The 15,082-nt window shown below is 67.0% G+C and carries 20 protein-coding genes and 1 tRNA gene; 12 read left to right on the top strand and 9 right to left on the bottom strand.

Annotated elements, in window-relative coordinates:
- Window positions 1-29: 29 nt before the first annotated feature.
- The 4 genes from ACIQC9_RS10935 to ACIQC9_RS10920 all read right to left on the bottom strand — a co-directional run bounded on the left by ACIQC9_RS10935 (window position 30) and on the right by ACIQC9_RS10920 (window position 2,902).
- The gene (locus tag ACIQC9_RS10935; protein ID WP_400615661.1) at window positions 30-878 is read right to left on the bottom strand and encodes a neutral zinc metallopeptidase; all 849 of its coding nucleotides are present in this window, start codon (window positions 876-878) and stop codon (window positions 30-32) included.
- A 71-nt stretch (window positions 879-949) separates the two neighbouring features.
- Window positions 950-1,336 (bottom strand): hypothetical protein, encoded by a 387-nt coding sequence (locus tag ACIQC9_RS10930; protein ID WP_400615658.1) that lies wholly within the window; start codon window positions 1,334-1,336, stop codon window positions 950-952.
- Between the two features lie 67 nt (window positions 1,337-1,403).
- Window positions 1,404-2,045, bottom strand: coding sequence for a class I SAM-dependent methyltransferase (locus ACIQC9_RS10925; protein WP_400617333.1), 642 nt, complete (start codon window positions 2,043-2,045; stop codon window positions 1,404-1,406).
- The gene (locus tag ACIQC9_RS10920) at window positions 2,045-2,902 is read right to left on the bottom strand and encodes a fatty acid desaturase family protein (protein WP_400615656.1); all 858 of its coding nucleotides are present in this window, start codon (window positions 2,900-2,902) and stop codon (window positions 2,045-2,047) included. Before ACIQC9_RS10920 ends, ACIQC9_RS10925 begins: the two co-directional genes overlap by 1 nt.
- A gap of 221 nt (window positions 2,903-3,123) precedes the next feature.
- Between ACIQC9_RS10920 and ACIQC9_RS10915 the strand changes: the two genes are divergently transcribed.
- From ACIQC9_RS10915 to ACIQC9_RS10905, 3 genes are read left to right on the top strand one after another with little or no spacing between them, the layout of a single operon-like run.
- Window positions 3,124-3,531, top strand: coding sequence for a hypothetical protein (locus ACIQC9_RS10915; RefSeq protein WP_400615654.1), 408 nt, complete (start codon window positions 3,124-3,126; stop codon window positions 3,529-3,531).
- Window positions 3,528-3,725 (top strand): helix-turn-helix transcriptional regulator, encoded by a 198-nt coding sequence (locus tag ACIQC9_RS10910; RefSeq protein ID WP_400615652.1) that lies wholly within the window; start codon window positions 3,528-3,530, stop codon window positions 3,723-3,725. Before ACIQC9_RS10915 ends, ACIQC9_RS10910 begins: the two co-directional genes overlap by 4 nt.
- Before the next feature lie 34 nt (window positions 3,726-3,759).
- Window positions 3,760-4,698, top strand: a complete 939-nt coding sequence (locus tag ACIQC9_RS10905) for an alpha/beta fold hydrolase (RefSeq protein WP_400615649.1) — start codon at window positions 3,760-3,762, stop codon at window positions 4,696-4,698.
- 2 nt (window positions 4,699-4,700) lie between these two features.
- Here ACIQC9_RS10905 and ACIQC9_RS10900 read toward each other — a convergent pair whose 3' ends face one another.
- The 3 genes from ACIQC9_RS10900 to ppa are packed head-to-tail and all read right to left on the bottom strand — an operon-like array spanning window position 4,701 to window position 7,153.
- A complete protein-coding gene (locus ACIQC9_RS10900) occupies window positions 4,701-5,525 on the bottom strand; it encodes a DUF3298 domain-containing protein (RefSeq protein WP_400615646.1) in 825 nt (274 codons plus the stop codon).
- Between the two features lie 11 nt (window positions 5,526-5,536).
- A complete protein-coding gene (locus tag ACIQC9_RS10895) occupies window positions 5,537-6,538 on the bottom strand; it encodes a UbiA family prenyltransferase (protein ID WP_400615643.1) in 1,002 nt (333 codons plus the stop codon).
- A gap of 51 nt (window positions 6,539-6,589) precedes the next feature.
- Window positions 6,590-7,153: an inorganic diphosphatase gene (gene ppa / locus ACIQC9_RS10890; RefSeq protein ID WP_400615641.1), complete on the bottom strand. Its 564-nt coding sequence runs from the start codon at window positions 7,151-7,153 to the stop codon at window positions 6,590-6,592.
- A gap of 132 nt (window positions 7,154-7,285) precedes the next feature.
- On the opposite strand from ppa, the gene ACIQC9_RS10885 reads away from it, so the two are divergent.
- Complete coding sequence (locus ACIQC9_RS10885) at window positions 7,286-7,969, top strand: DUF599 domain-containing protein (protein ID WP_400615639.1); 684 nt, start codon at window positions 7,286-7,288, stop codon at window positions 7,967-7,969.
- A 265-nt stretch (window positions 7,970-8,234) separates the two neighbouring features.
- Here ACIQC9_RS10885 and ACIQC9_RS10880 read toward each other — a convergent pair whose 3' ends face one another.
- Window positions 8,235-9,071 carry an N-formylglutamate amidohydrolase gene (locus ACIQC9_RS10880; protein ID WP_400615637.1) on the bottom strand — a complete coding sequence of 279 codons (837 nt, stop codon included), beginning with the start codon at window positions 9,069-9,071 and terminating at the stop codon, window positions 8,235-8,237.
- 142 nt (window positions 9,072-9,213) lie between these two features.
- Between ACIQC9_RS10880 and cpdR the strand changes: the two genes are divergently transcribed.
- The 8 genes from cpdR (at window position 9,214) to ACIQC9_RS10840 (ending at window position 14,250) form a co-directional block, all read left to right on the top strand.
- A complete protein-coding gene (gene cpdR, locus ACIQC9_RS10875; RefSeq protein ID WP_400615635.1) occupies window positions 9,214-9,570 on the top strand; it encodes a cell cycle two-component system response regulator CpdR in 357 nt (118 codons plus the stop codon).
- A gap of 167 nt (window positions 9,571-9,737) precedes the next feature.
- Window positions 9,738-9,812: transfer RNA gene (locus ACIQC9_RS10870), tRNA-Val, on the top strand.
- Window positions 9,813-10,037: 225 nt separating this feature from the next.
- The gene (locus tag ACIQC9_RS10865; protein WP_400615633.1) at window positions 10,038-10,172 is read left to right on the top strand and encodes a hypothetical protein; all 135 of its coding nucleotides are present in this window, start codon (window positions 10,038-10,040) and stop codon (window positions 10,170-10,172) included.
- A gap of 1 nt (window position 10,173) precedes the next feature.
- A complete protein-coding gene (locus ACIQC9_RS10860) occupies window positions 10,174-10,617 on the top strand; it encodes an NUDIX hydrolase (protein WP_400615632.1) in 444 nt (147 codons plus the stop codon).
- A 66-nt stretch (window positions 10,618-10,683) separates the two neighbouring features.
- Window positions 10,684-11,226, top strand: a complete 543-nt coding sequence (locus ACIQC9_RS10855) for a hypothetical protein (RefSeq protein ID WP_400615629.1) — start codon at window positions 10,684-10,686, stop codon at window positions 11,224-11,226.
- 210 nt (window positions 11,227-11,436) lie between these two features.
- A complete protein-coding gene (locus ACIQC9_RS10850) occupies window positions 11,437-12,207 on the top strand; it encodes a response regulator transcription factor (protein ID WP_400615627.1) in 771 nt (256 codons plus the stop codon).
- Window positions 12,208-12,367: 160 nt separating this feature from the next.
- Window positions 12,368-13,453: a sensor histidine kinase gene (locus tag ACIQC9_RS10845; protein ID WP_400615625.1), complete on the top strand. Its 1,086-nt coding sequence runs from the start codon at window positions 12,368-12,370 to the stop codon at window positions 13,451-13,453.
- Window positions 13,450-14,250, top strand: coding sequence for a LytR/AlgR family response regulator transcription factor (locus tag ACIQC9_RS10840; RefSeq protein ID WP_400615623.1), 801 nt, complete (start codon window positions 13,450-13,452; stop codon window positions 14,248-14,250). The genes ACIQC9_RS10845 and ACIQC9_RS10840 overlap by 4 nt, the downstream gene beginning before the upstream one ends.
- Before the next feature lie 16 nt (window positions 14,251-14,266).
- Here ACIQC9_RS10840 and ACIQC9_RS10835 read toward each other — a convergent pair whose 3' ends face one another.
- On the bottom strand, window positions 14,267-14,980 hold the full coding sequence (locus ACIQC9_RS10835) for a glutathione S-transferase N-terminal domain-containing protein (RefSeq protein WP_400615621.1): 714 nt from the start codon (window positions 14,978-14,980) through the stop codon (window positions 14,267-14,269).
- Window positions 14,981-15,082: the final 102 nt, after the last annotated feature.

The following is a 15,082-nucleotide window of genomic DNA, read 5'->3' as shown; positions in this document are numbered from 1 at the left end:
GCGGTGCAACAAGCCGTCGCGGCGGGGACTCAGAGCGACTGGAAGGTGTCGCAGACGGCGGGATCGCCGCTCTGGTATCCGCGCTTGAGCCACTCCATGCGCTGTGCCGAGGTGCCGTGGGTGAAGCCCTCGGGCACGACGCGGCCTTGCGAGCGGCGTTGCAGGGTGTCGTCGCCGATGGCGTTGGCGGTCTGCATGCCCTGCTCCAGATCGCCGGACTGCAGACTGACCGCGCCGTTGGAGACGCCCGCCGCATTGGCGGCCCAGACGCCGGCGTAGCAGTCGGCCTGCAGCTCCAGCGCCACCGAATAGCGGTTGGCTTCAGCCTCGCCGGCGGCGCGCTGCTGGGCCTGACGCACCTGCTGCGAGGCGCCGGTCAGGGTCTGGACGTGATGGCCGAACTCGTGGGCGATGACATAGGCCTTGGCGAAGTCGGCGTCCGATCCTCCCAGCTGGCGCATCTGGTCCCAGAAGCTGAGGTCGAGGTACACGCGCTGGTCGCTGGGACAGTAGAACGGCCCCATGGCCGCCTGACCCATGCCGCAGCCGGTGCCGGTGCCCTGTTCGTACAGGACCACGCGGGGCGGGGTGTAGCCGGAGAGCTTGGTCTTCCAGACGTCGTCGATATTGGCGCCGATCACATCGACGAACTGGCCGGCGTCATCCTGTGGAGAGCCGACCTGCCCGGCCTGCTGTTCGCCGCCGACGCCGCCGAGCTGGCTGGTGATCTGCTGCGTCGTCTGGGGATCGATGCCGAAGACGAAATAGAGGACCGCGCCTACGACCAACGCGCCGATGCCGCCGCCGGCCATGCCCACCGGGCCCATTCCGCGCCGGTCCTCGATATTGCCGCCCCGCCGTCCGCCACGCCATTCCATCGCACGTCCCTCCGTCCGGATCGCCCCAAGCCAGGCCGTAACGCCGTGGCACGGTAAGGGATGCAGGGAAATCAGGGAACAGGGTTCGGGCGGCGATCCAGCCAGCCGTCGATCTCCCCCACCCCGGCCGCTGTCGATTGCCGTCGGGCGGTGGCCGCCTCACGGCGAATGCGCTCCTGCTCGGGCGTGTCCAGGGTGCGGGGCGCGGAGACGAAGGGCGCGGGCTGGCGGGCGGCCTCGATCTTCAGCCGGTTGAGGCGGGTTTCGGTGTCGAGTTGACGCGCCATGGCCTCCCGCTGGTCGGCCTGATTGCGAAGCTGCTGCATGGCCTGACGGTGCTGGTCGGCCTGGTAGCGATGCGGATCCACCGACTGTCCGGGGGCGGGCGTCCATGCCTGCGCACCCGCAACAGTTGGCAGGGTGGAGAGGATCAGGGCGAGGGACAGAACCTTGCGCATGTCCGGAACATGGTCCCGATCCGTCCGTTTCCCAAGCGTAGCCGCGCCCCGAAGACCTTTAGCGCGACTACAGCGCCCACACCGCCGCGCGCTTGATCTCCTGATCCTCCAGCTCGCGTGTTGTCGGCACGCGATACTCCGCGAGAAACGTCAGGCCCTCGCGCGGAAAGTAGGTTCGTCCGGGATCGCCGATCAAAACTCTTGTCCCGTGCGCCTTCGCCGCCTGAAGCCAGGCAAGGACACGCTCGGTCATGGGCTTTTCGTAACAGACGTCACCGGCGCAGATGACGTCCACGTCCGGCGGCGGCGTGTCGAGCAGGTTCAGGCCGGTGAAGGTCAGGTCGACGGCGTTGGCCCCTGCGTTCAGGGTCACCGCCGCCTCACAGAATGGATCGATGTCCGCGCACAGGGCCGACGCTGCGCCCGCCTTCATCGCCGCCACCCCGACCAGACCCGAGCCGGTGGCGAAGTCGAGCACGCGCTGACCGGCGACCTCGCCCGGGTTGTCCAGCAGCCACCGCGCCAGCGCCTGTCCGCCCGCCCAGGCGAAAGCCCAGAACGGCGGCGGAAGGCCAAGCTCGCCCAGCTCCTCCTCGGTCAGCCGCCAGATCGGGGTGATCTCGTCGGCCAGCCATAGCGAAATTTCCGGCGCGTGCGGCACGGGCTGGAGACGGGTGTTGTCCCGGATGAAGGCGGGGGCGTCCGGGATCACGCGCGCGACGATGCCGTCCTGAGCACCTCGACATAGCCGCCGGCGACTTCCATCCGCTCGCCCTGCGGCCGGGCATGGACCGCCCTGTGCAGGCCCGGCAGCTTCCAGCAGGGCACGTGCATGAACAGATGATGCTCGGCGTGGAAGTTGACCCAGTAGGGGGCGATGAAGGCGCGCTCCCACCAGCTCGCGCGTGTAGTCCGGGCGGCGCGAAACGGGTCGGCGGCCGACCCCTCGACGCAGGCGTGTTCGGCGATGTTGCGCAGGCGGGTCACCATCGCGAACCACGTCGCCATCGGCAGAAGCCAGAGGGCGAAGAAGGCCCACCAGACGCCCGCGACCGTGAAGCCGGCGAGCAAGGCCAGATTGACCAGCACGAACGGCAGGACAGACCGGCCGGTGACGATGGCCTCGTAGTCGTGGTCCTCGGTCGGGCGGGCCGCCGTCCGGCCGCGCAGGGCGGCGAGCGGCAGCAGGATGCGCTGCTTGAAAAAGGTCTGGCCGGTCAGGTCGCGCACGATCTTGCGGCGCAGGGAGGCGCGGCTGACCGGGAAGGGCGCGGACAGAACCAGGTCGGGGTCCTCGGCCTGCTGGGCGAACTTGTGATGGGACAGGTGATAGGGACGGTAGGCGTTCAGCGACGCGCCGATCGGCACGGCGCATAACCAGTGGCCGAGGGCGTCGTTCGCCCGCCCGTTCGGCGACAGGCCGCCGTGCGCCGCCTCATGCATCAGGATGGCGAGACCAAGCTGGCGCGTGCCGATGATGGCCACGCAGACCGGGATAAGGATGGGCCAGAGGACGCCGGCGGCGACCGCCAGCGCGATGACCACCCAGCAATGACCGACCAGCATCGGGCCGATCCAGCGAGAGCGCGTCTGGAAAGGCGCCCATTCGTCGGGCGTGAACAGCTCTGAAGGTCTGACACGCGGCGCGACGGGCATGAGGGCAGAATAGGCTGACGCCGTGCCCGGGCAAAGCGCAGAGGTGAAGTCGTGCGCGCCTGACAAAAAGTCAGGTTGACATGACATGAGGGCGATGTAAGGTAGGCCTTACACCAAGAGGAGCTTCCGCCATGCTTTCGATCTGGGGCAAGAGTCCGGCGTCCGCCCACAAACGCTATGTCGTCCGCACCATGGCGTTCATGGGCGGCTATGTGGCGGTGCAGATCGCCACCATCACCCGCGCGTTCGACGGCATTCAGGGGACGCCGACCGCGTGGGTGCTCGCGGCGGTCGTGACAGCACCGGTGATTGGCCAACTGTGGGCGACGCTGGCGCTGATGAACGACTCCGACGAGTTCATGCGCGCACTGACCGCCAAACAGTTCATCCTGGCCACCTTCTTCACCATGGCGATCGCCACCCTGTGGGGCTTCGGCGAGAGCTTCGCCGGTGCGCCGCACATTCCGCTCTGGGTCATTTATCCGCTGTTCTGGGCCTGTTTCGGCGTGGTGGCGCCCTTTGTCCGGAGTACGAAATGAAGAACCGGCTGAAGCTGCTGCGCGTCGAGCGCGGCTGGACGCAGGAACAGCTGGGTCAGGCGCTGGGCGTCTCGCGACAGGCGGTGAATGCGCTCGAGACCGAGAAACACGATCCGTCGCTGGATCTGGCCTACCGTATCGCCGCGTTGTTCGCGCGACCTGTCGAAGACGTGTTCGAGAACCCTCACGCCTGACCGATGTCAGGATAAGCTGACAAGGAAAACCGAGATGATGCACTCCCGCCTTTCCCGGCGCTCGCCCCTGCGCGCCCTGATGTTCGCCTCCGCGATCGGCCTGACGATGGGCTGCGGCCTGATGGCCGGCCGGGCGTTCGCGCAGCCGGTCGCGGAGGCCGCCGCGCCCTTCGTATCCGATCGTCTGTCGGTCGAGATTGTCGGGCAGGGGCCCGACCTGATCCTGATCCCCGGCTTCGGCTGTTCCCGCGAGGTCTGGCGGGCCGAGGCGGAGCGGCTGATGGCGACGCATCGGGTGCATCTGGTTCAGCTGGCGGGCTTTGCGGGTGAGCCGTGGACGCATGGCGATGGGCCGTTCTTGCAGCCGGTGGTCGATGAGTTGGCGAGATATGTTCGCGAGCAAGGGCTGGAGCGGCCGGCGGTGGTCGGCCATTCGATGGGTGGGCTAAGCGCCGTTCTTCTGGCGCAGCAGCATCCGGAGCTGGTCGGGCGCGCGATGACGGTCGACAGCCTGCCCTTCTTCAGCGCCATGTTCGGGCCGACCGCGACGGTGGAGAGCGCCAGGCCGTTCGCCGATCAGGCGGCGGCGGGAATCCTGAACGCCAGCGACGCCGACTTCCGCGCCGGGCAGGTGGCGACGGCGGTCGGGCTTTCGCGCGATACGACGACGCAGGCGGCCATGGTCGAATGGACCACGGCGGGCGATCGTCACGCGTTGGCGGCGGCGATCCGGGACGTGATGACCACCGACGCCCGGCCGGGGCTGACGGCCATGACCACGCCAGTCTGGGCGCCCTACGCCTCTGACGCCGACGGCGGTGCGCCCGCGGCGATGGCCGACGCCCTGTGGACCCGCGAGTACGCCGCCCTGCCGAACGTCCGCCTGATCCGTGTCGACGGCAGCCGCCACTTCATCATGAGCGATCAGCCGGCGAAGTTCGCCGGGATCATGGACGCCTTTCTGGCCGATTGAGGTCAGCGGGTCGGCGTGATGTCGCCCGTCTTGACCGGCAGGCCCGCGAACTCCGGCGCATAGGCGGGGGCCAGCAACTGGCGGAAGATGCTGAGGGGGATGGCGATCTCATAGGCGCCCTCGGCGTAGGGGCCGATCTGGTAAGGCCCGACGAGGAAGGTCAGCCCCCCCGCCTTGCCCGGCGTGTTGCCCGGCGTCAGCACGAACGGCGTGTCGGTGACGCGCGGGCAGGACCAGTCGGACCCCGTCAGGGTGACGGAGGCGGAATCGGGCGAGCGCACCTTCTTGGCGGTGTTCAGCGCGCTGCAGAGCGCCTGATCCAGCACCGTCAGATCAGCGCCTTTGGCGAACAGGTCGGCGCCGGTCAGGCGGCGTTTGGTTGTCTTGTCCCAGAGGATGCCCGAGGTCAGCGTGTTGGGGTGGGCGCCGCCGGAATAGTCGAAGTCGACGCGCTTGAGGCTGAGCAGGGTCCCGGTCTCGGCCGCGCCGGTCAGGGTGATCTCCTTGGCGTAGGGCGGCATGTCCTCGGGCCCGCCGGCCTCGGTGCGCTCGCCCTGGGCGCCCTCCATGAACTGGCGAAGGGTGCGCATCTCTTCGGCGTAAAGCTGGGAGTGCAGATCCGGCTGGGTTTTCAGCACAGCCGGCATGGCCAGCTTGACCTCGGCCCACGGGGTCTTGGACTCATAGGCTGTGGGCGTCGTCGATGCTGGTTGCGCGGCGGGCGCGGGCGTCCCGGCTTTTGGAGCCGCGGGCTCGCGATCGCGGTTGCAGGCGGCGAGCAGGGCGGTCGCGGCGACGGCGACGGTCAGCAGGCGGGCGGTGGTCATGCGGAACTCCTTCAGACGAACGGAACCGAGCCGAGGATGATGGCGGAAAGCAGGATTAGTCCGGCTTCGCGGTTGGACTTGAACAGGGTGAGGGCGGCCGCGCCGTCGTCGGTACGCAGGCGGACGACCTGCCAGACCAGATGGGCGGCGCAGGCGGCGAGGCCGACCCAGAACAGGAGTCCGAGGCTGGCGGTCAGGCCTGCGAGTGCGGCGAAAATGACGGCGACCCCGTAAAAGACCGCGACGCCGCGACGGACGCCCGCGCCCAGCCGACGGGCGGACGACTTCACCCCGATCATGGCGTCATCCTCGATGTCCTGCAGGGCGTAAATCGTGTCGTAGCCGAGCGTCCAGAAAACCCCGCCGAGGTAGAGCAGGAAGGCGCTGATATCGGGCCAGCCGACGAGAAACGCTCCAATGATCAAGTCCGGCGGCACGCTGCCGCTGGCGATCTCGAAGAGGCGTGGAGCGCCGAGCGCCGCGACAAAGCCCATCAGCGCGCCCCAGTTGAAGGTCAGGCCCAACCACGCCTGCGGCCACCAGGTGATGCGCTTCATGAAGGGATAGGCGGCCACGAGCGCGAGCGAGCCGACGCCGAGCAGGATGGCGGTCAGGTTCAGGGTCAGCAGGATCAGCAGGCTAAGCAGGCTGCACAAAACTACAAAGGCCCACGCCTGTTTGACGCTGATCCGGCCGGACGGGATGGGCCGCATCGCGGTGCGGGCGACGCGGGCGTCGAAATCGCGGTCGACGATGTCGTTGAAGGCGCAACCGGCGGCGCGCATCAGACAGGCGCCGAGCGCGAACCCGATGACCAGCCAGAGCTCATAGAGGCCGGGCGCGCGCCGGAACTGGCCCAGCGCCAGCGCGATCCCCTGCCAGCCGGGAAGCAGCAGCAGCCAGATGCCGATCGGCCGGTCGAACCGCCCGAGCTTCAGCCATGGCTTCAGCCCCTCCGGCGCATGCCGGTCCACCCAGTTCGATCCGGCGTCGGGAAGCGGGGCGGAGCTCATGGGGCTCTTCTAGCGCGTTCCGGCGAAAGGGCGAGGGCGGCGACGCCCGGATCACGCCGCGTTGGCGGCCTTGCCGGAGGCTTTCAGCTTTTCCTGATGGGCGCGCATGCCGTTGGCGATGAGCTCGGCGGCCTCGCCGGCGTCGCCCCAGCCCTTGACCGTGACCGACTTGCCCTTTTCCAGATCCTTGTAGCGGGTGAAGAAGTGCTCGATCTGCTCGACCAGAATGGCCGGCAGCTGACGGTAGCTGGCGATGTCGGTGTAGTAGGGATTCAGCTTGTCGACCGGGACGGCGAGGATCTTTTCGTCGCCGCCGGCCTCATCGACCATCTTCAGCACGCCGATCGGGCGCGAGCGGATGATGCAGCCGGGCACGACCGGGGTCGGGTTCAGCACGATCACGTCGCAGGGGTCGCCGTCATCCGACAGGGTGTGCGGGATAAAGCCGTAGTTGCCCGGATAGTACATGGCCGTGTGCAGGAAGCGGTCGACGAACAGGGCGCCGGAGGCCTTGTCCATCTCGTACTTCACCGGCAGACCGCCTTGCGGGATCTCGATGACGACGTTGACGTCCCAGGGCGGGTTCGGGCCGACGGGGATGGCGTCGAGGTTCATGGCCAAGCTCTATTGTGCGATGCAATACGGAGAGGTCGGGCGTCATAGTCCCGTGACGGGGCCGAAGCAAGGCGGGCTTGCCCCACGGGACCGAACGCGTCACCACTTCACACGGCTCCAGACGAGGCGGAAATGACCCTGTTCGACTATCTGGCCCTCGGCCTGTTTCTGGTGTGCTGGCTGGGCTACGGGCCGCTGCTTGGCGTGCTGGCTAAGAAGAGCGGAACGCTGAACGACGACATGGCGGTGATCCGACGGGTCTGGATGACGGCGATGACGCATCGGGAAATCCGGCTGGTCGACAGCCAGCTTCTGGGCCATTCGATCAACTCCGCCAGTTTCTTCGCCTCGACCAACCTGCTGTTGATCGCGGCGGTGGCGGGGGTGCTGTTTGGTGGGGGCGACGCGCTGAGAGGCGTGGCTGCACTCGGCGCCGAGGCGGAGCCGACACCGTTGCTGGAGGCCAAGCTGGCGCTCGTGGTCCTGTGTCTGGCCCGCGGGTTTCTGGATTTCATCTGGTCGATCCGTCAGCTCAACTATTCGCTGGCGTTGATCGGGGCGGCGCCGGAGATCCATACGGAGTCGGACCGGGTTGCCTTGGGCGACGCGGCGACCAATCTGCTGAACCCGGCGCTGAACGCCTTCAGCCAAGGGGTGCGGGGATACTATTTCGCGCTGGCGTCGGCGGCCTGGCTGTTCGGACCTTTGTGGCTGGCGATCGGGGTGACCCTGTCATTCTGTCTGCTGGTCTGGCGTCAGGCGGGCTCGCCGGCGGCGCGCGCCTTGCGGTCCGCGCGGCGTTTGCTGGAATCCTGAACCCATGGGGCCGCCTTAAGGCCTCGCTTGTTCGCATATGCGCACGGTTGGGGAAAAATTATTCTACGGTAACCGGTGTCTACGTGCCTCAAAGCGGCCTGTATTCGGTTACATTGCGTGAACGCAGGTGCGAAATAACCGGTTGACGGTTTGTGCACCGCACACTAGCTTGATTTTCGACGCCTCGCGGCGTCATGCCCTTCCTGGGCGTTTCCTCCCTATAGACTTTTCATGCCGCGCCTTCGGGCGCGGCTTTTTTTTTGCCTCAGGCCGGGGCGGCGAGCAGGTCGGCGATGACGCGCTCGACGCCCCTGAGGCAGCGGGACCAGCCCGGACCCGGAACGCGGGCGGACTCATCGAAATAGAGCGCCCGGCTCAGTTCAATCTGGATGGCGTGAAAGCCCTCGTCCGGTCGGCCCCAGCGCTCGGTCGTCCAGCCGCCGGCGTAGGGCTGGTTCAGCGCGACCCGCCAGCCCAGAAATTCAAACAGTGTTCGCAGTCGCCTGACGATCCGGGCGTCGCACGCACCGCCATGCCTGTCGCCCAGAACCACATCGACGCCCCGCGCCCCGCCGGCGGCTTGCGATGGCATGGAATGCCAGTCGACCAGCACGGCCCGGCCATGGAGCCGGCGAGCGTCCTGCAGGCGTTCGGCCAGCGCCGCGTGATACGGCGCATGCACGGTCTCGATCCTTCGCCGAGCCTCGGCCTGATCCATCCGGCGGGCGTAGAGGGCGCGGCCGTCGCCGGACAGCCGTGGAATGACGCCATAGCCGGCCTGGGCCCGGGCGCTCGCTGGCGTGTCCAGCCCCCCTATCAGGGAGGGGTCGAGGTCTGCGGGGCCGCGGTTGAGATCCAGATAGGCGCGGCCGACCCGGCCAATCACCAGCGGCGCGCCAAGGTCGGGTCCGGACGCGATCAGCCGGTCGACCAGCGCATCCTCGGCGCTGCGCAGGCTGGCAGTGGGCAGGTCGGGGTCGGCGTCCATGTCCGCGGGGTAAAGGTCGCCCGAGTGAGGCGAGGCGAAAACAAAGGGACCGGGCGTGCTCGCCGGCACGACCGCAAAGGTCGCCTCGTCGTTTTCCGTTTCGTCCCCGGCCATCATCAGCCCCGCATAGCGGGTTTCCGCCTTCCGTCCACAGGTCCTTGGGTCAGAAGGTCAGGGAGCCGACGCGTTTTCATCGCGAATTCACCATTGGACGCCTAGATTCCCTGCGACACCGGGGCGGATTCCAAAGAGACTCATGGCGCGTATCCTTCTTGCCGAAGACGATCACTCCCTGCGCGGCTTCCTGACACGGGCGCTGGAGCGGGCCGGCCACTCGGTGGTCGAGTGCGAGAATGGCGACGACGCGATCGACGCCCTGGATCTCGGCCCGTGGGATCTGCTGCTGACCGACATCGTCATGCCGGGCGCCGACGGGATCGAGGTGGCCCGCGTCGCCGCCGCCCGTCAGCCGGGCATCCGCATCATGTTCATTACCGGTTTCGCCGCAGTCGCGCTGTCCGCCGCGCAGGCCAGCCCGCAGGCCAAGGTGCTGGCCAAGCCCATCCACCTGCGCGACCTCGTCGGCGAGGTGGAGCGGATGGTGGCGGCTTGATCGCTTTGGGCGCCAACGCACGCGACGCGGTCGCTCGCTGCTTGAGCGCAGCGGGTGAGCCGTCTTCACCAGCGACCTGAGCGTATTCCCTCTTGCGGCGGCGGACCCTACAGGGTTATAGACCGCGCCTTCCCGCCCGGGGGCTTTCGTTTCCGGGCCGTCAAGGCGGACGCGTAGCTCAGCGGGAGAGCACTACGTTGACATCGTAGGGGTCACAGGTTCAATCCCTGTCGCGTCCACCATCTTCCCTGACATATCCAGTGTTTATCGGTCGCCCGGGCGGACTCGACCACGGGCGCGATCCTGCGAAGACGGAATCCAAATCGCCGCCTTGGATGCGATCGCGCATAAAAGCTCTCTGCTCTCGTCGTATGACCGCACCGTCAAACACGCCCGTGTGAGCCGGAGCACCTTGACCGGAACCCCTTAAACCGTCAGTGCGCTGAACGATTGTTACGATCGGACGGATGACGATGCTGAACGGGTTTCAGTCGCTGCTGCCCAAGGACGATGGCGTCTTCAAGCTGTTCGATCCGCACGCCGCCATCCTGATCAACCGGACACGGAGGCGGTCGCTGCCGGTCGTCGGCTTTTGCGCCTGACATGACCGTCAAACGTTCCGGTCGCTCGGCCAATCGTCAGGTCGCCGCCCTGCCGTGGCGACTGCAGGACGGCGAGCGTCGCATTCTTCTGATTACCTCGCGCGAGACTCGTCGCTGGGTGATTCCCAAGGGCGGCCGGATGGCGGGTCGCACCGATCCTGAAGCGGCGGCCGAAGAGGCGGTGGAGGAGGCCGGGGTTCAGGGCGCCATCTCACAGCGGCCGATAGGCTCCTTCCGTTACGCCAAACGGTTCGTCGACAAGGTCGATCAGCTCTGTGTAGTGGCGGTGTATCCGCTGCTGGTGTTCGTCCAGCTGGGCGCCTGGCGAGAGATGAACCAGCGCGAGCGCCGCTGGATGACGCCGGAAGAGGCGGCCCGGTCGGTGGATGAACAGGATCTCGCCGATCTGATCCGGGCGTTCGGACGGTCGCCGGTCGGCGATTGAATGGACCACGGTCGAAGGTCGAACAAAGTTCACAGAGCGACAACCATAGGGGTGTAGGCTGCGGGCATGAGGCTGCTGCTCGCCTTTCTCGCCGCCGTACTGCTGGCCGTAACCGCCGCGCCGGGCGCCGCACGGGCGCAGTTGCAGGTCAGCCGGTCGCCCGCCACAGCGCCCACGCTGGGGACCACGATCCGGGGCTCCAGCGCGACGACCTTTTCCATCTCGACAGCCGGGGCGGTGACGCGTGTGTCCGGAAACGCAATCCGGTTGTCGAACGCCGGGGTCACCACGCCGACGGTGACAGTGAGCTGTGGCCTGCTGAATATTTCGGGACTCTGCGCCCTGCGGCACGTCAGGATAACCATCACGCCGGTTACCGGGGCGGGGCCAGCCAGCATCACGCGGTTCCGGATGGGGACGCTATCGGGCGCGAGTTACCGCAGCGGTTCGGCGCCGGCGGATGCGTCGTCCATCAGCTTCGACCTCCAGCCGCTTGGCCTGTTTGGAACCGCAACCTTTCATCTTGGAATGGATGTGCTGATGGCCGCCAATGCCTCCAGCGGGGTGTATGGCTTCGACTATCTCGTGACGGCGGAATTCGTTCTCTGAAACCCTGATGCCGGGCAGTACATTGCGCCGCTGGCGTCTTCGTCGCGCAAATGGCTGGTTTCGCCGGCGCCGGGAGAGCTTGTCGCAGGGACAAACCTCTCCGTCTCAGGGCGGCTGATGTCGTACGCGGGTGATGCTCTTCTGAAATCCAGGGGAAATGATTTCGACCGGTTTTCGTCGGGTTCGAAACGTCCCGCGGGGATGAGGATCATGTTCGATACCTTTCAGACGAAGACCTGTTCGCCGGCCGTGAAAGCCTCCGGCCGGGACGTCGGCGAGGTCGCCGGAACCACGCTTTTCATCGGCGCGGGCGCGGGCGACCGTCGTCTGGAAGCCGTGGTCCGGACCGCCGGTTTCGATGTCCGGCGGGCGGTCAGTCTGGCCGAGGCCGATCTGAACCCTGATCGCGACGACATCGATCTGATCATCATGGAAACCCTGCCGGGCGGCCATGTGGATTTCACCGCCTGTCATCAACTGGCGGCGCTTCGCATGGCCCCGATCCTCGTGATGGCCGAGCGGGACGACGAGACGGACCGTATCCTCGCCCTGGAACTGGGGGCGGACGACTGGGCCTCGCCGGTCTGCGGCGAGCGCGAGCTGTTGGCCAAGGTGCGGGCCCTGACCCGGCGGCGGGCTCGGGTCTCCCGCACGGCCCCGAACCCCAACACCGTCCGGTTCGCGAACTGGCAGCTCGATCGCATCACGCGGGAGCTGCGGCGCGAGGACGGCGTTCGCACGGTCCTGTCGACGGCGGAGTTCGACCTGCTGAACCTGTTCATGCGCAATCTCGGGCGGGTGCTCACCCGGGACGAGATCCTGTCGTCCTCGTCGCACAACCGGGCGCGGAACGAGCGCAGCGTGCTGGTCAGCGTCTTCCGTCTGCGACGAAAGCTGGGCTCGGACGGCGCGGGGTTCGACATTATCCGGACGGTGCGGTCGGTCGGCTATATCATGGACACGCCGGTCACCGAGGGCTGAGCAACCCCGGTTCTGCGACCAATGTCGTCAGTTCGTCGACGAACAAGGACGCGTGGCGGTCTGATGAGCCTTATGACAGGTTCTCAACGCGCGACCCTGGTGACTGCCGATGCGGCTTTTCAAGGCTCTTTGTGAGCCTGACACACGTCAGACCTGCCTGATGGCCGCCGCAGTGTGGGCGCTGACGACCCCCGTGGCGCTCGCTCCGGCAATCGGTGCGCCTGAGCCGTTGCCGTGGTGGGACTATGCCGGGGTCGTCCTGGTGGCGCTCGCGGGCTTCCTTCTGACGCCGATTTCCGTGGTGGCCTCGCGGCTAAGCGAGAAGATCGGCAACCGCGCTTTGCGTGTGCTTTTGCTGTGCGCTGCGGTCCTGCTGGTGGGCCTGCTCAACGCTGCCTTCGACGTCGCTCTGTACGAAAAAATCCGCGTGACATTCGATCCGGAAGCCCCGGGCATTATGTTCATGGGCGACAACGGGGAGCTGATCCGACCGCCGTATATCTACTTGTTGATGCACGCGCTCGTGTACCTGATCTGGATTCATGCTGGCGTCATGGCGCTGGTGACGATGAACCGGCTCAACTGGCGTATGCGGCGTTTGGAGCTGAACAAGTCCGAGGCGCTTGCGGCGGCCAAGCAGGCGCGGCTGGAAACCATCCGCCTGCAGCTGAGCCCGCACTTTCTGTTCAATAGCCTGAACGCCATTTCCAGCCTTGTGCTGACCAACCGGAATGCGGAAGCCGAGCGGATGGTGAACCGGCTGTCCGATTTCCTGCGCGCATCCTTGGGCGCTAGTCAGGAAGAGCGGGTCACGCTGACCGAGGAACTTCGGGCGGTCGGGGCCTATCTGGACATCGAGAGTCAGCGGTTTGACGGGAGGCTAAAAGCCGAGATCGTGTGCGCCGACACCCTTCGGGAAGCGATCGTGCCGACCTTCCTGCTTCAGCCGCTCGCGGAACAGGCCGTGGAACATGCGATGTCGCCGCCTGTCCGCCCTGTCGTGGTGCGCATTAGCGTGGTCGCCGAGAAAGACGATATGATCAAGCTGTCGGTCGAGACCCGCTCGGAAGGCGAAGAGCCCGCCGGTCCGCCGCGCCCCGAGCTGTCGCAGGCGCGGTCAAGGCTCAAGGCGGTCTATGGCGAGGCGGCGGCCGTACAGAACACATCGAACCGGAACGAATATGGCGCGGCGGCCCGTCTGCCGCTCAGCCGACCGCCTGGGGCGGAAGGGAGGCGCGGGGAATGACATTGCGAGTTCTTCTGGTGGACGACGAACCGCTGGCGCTGACGCGCCTTGAGGTCGGGTTTCGCGAAATCCCTGACACGATCATCGTCGGCACCGCGCAGGACGGTGATGAAGCCGTCGAAAGGATCGCGGAGCTACGGCCGGATCTGGTCATCCTCGACGTCAAGATGCCGGCGCGGGACGGCATCGAGGTGGCGCGCAGCCTGACCGACGAGGGCGCGCCCGAGGTCGTCTTCGTCACCGCCTACGACAAATATGCGCCCAGTGCTTTCGACATCGATGCGGCGGACTATCTGCTCAAGCCGATCCGGTTCGATCGCTTGCGGCTGGCCGTGGATCGAGCGCGCAAGCGGCGCGAGGCGCGCGAGGCCGGCGCGCGGATCGAGGAGCTGGAGACCGTCGTCCATGCCCTGAGGAACGACGGCCGTCCGGACCCGGAGACGCCCAAACGGTACGAGAGCGAGCTGTGGGTGCCGGGCGCGCGGGGCGCGACGCGGGTGCCGGTAGCGTCGCTGATCTGGGTCGAGGCCGCGCGTGACTACGTCATGCTGCATACCGCCGCGCGCAGCCTGATCCTGCGCGAGACGATGGGGCGGCTGGAGGCGCGACTGGATCCCCGGCATGCGATCCGCGTGCACCGGTCGGCCTTCGTCAATCCGGCGGCGGTGACCGAGATCCAGAGGCTGGGCAAGGGTCTGATCGCCGTGCTGCTTCAGAACGGGCACATGATCGCGGTGGGGCCGAACTACACCCGGCGGGTGCTGGCGGCGCTGAAGGGCGATCCGGAGCTGTCCTGAAGCAGTCGGCGGCTGGTTAGTCGCGCTTCGGACTGTCGAGACCACGCTGGACCGCAGGGCGGGCGAGACCGCGTTCAAGCCAGGCCGCGACGTGCGGAAAGTCCTTGAAGCCGACGATGTCCCCGGCCTCGTAGAAGCCGACCAGATTCCGCACCCAGCCGAGGCTGGCGATGTCAGCGATCGAATAGTCGCCCCGGCCCGGCCCAACCAGCCAGTCGCGCTCGGCCAAGCGGTCGTTCAGCACGCCCAGCAGGCGGCGGGACTCGGCCGCATATCGGTCGCGCGGACGCTTGTCCTCGTATTCCCGGCCCGCGAATTTATGGAAGAAGCCCAGCTGGCCGAACATCGGGCCGATCGCCGCCATCTGGAAGAAGACCCACTGCAGGGTCTCGTACCGCAGGGCCGGATCGGTCGACAGGAAACGGCCGGTCTTGTCGGCGAGATAGACGAGAATGGCGCCGGATTCCCACAGGGCCAGAGGCTGGCCGCCGGGACCATCGGGATCGATGATGGCGGGGATTTTTCCGTTCGGATTCAGTGACAGATATTCCGGTCCCCAGGTCTCGTTCTTCGTGATGTCGATCAGGTGAGGCTCATAGGGCAGGCCCAGTTCCTCCAGCATGATCGACACCTTCACGCCGTTGGGAGTCGGCAGGGAGTAGAGCTGCAGCCGGTCCGGATGCTGCGCAGGCCAGCGGCGGGTGATCGGGAAGGCGGAGAGGTCGGCCATCGGAGGGCTCCTGAGCTTGCGATGGAGCGGATGTCGGAAGCGGCTTCGCCATTCGCAACCCCGACGGTGACGAAACCACCGACCTCTGGACCGATGCACGCG

The organism is Brevundimonas sp. NPDC092305 (assembly GCF_044755415.1).
GTDB lineage: Bacteria > Pseudomonadota > Alphaproteobacteria > Caulobacterales > Caulobacteraceae > Brevundimonas.
This window is presented reverse-complemented; position numbering and strand designations above follow the sequence as displayed.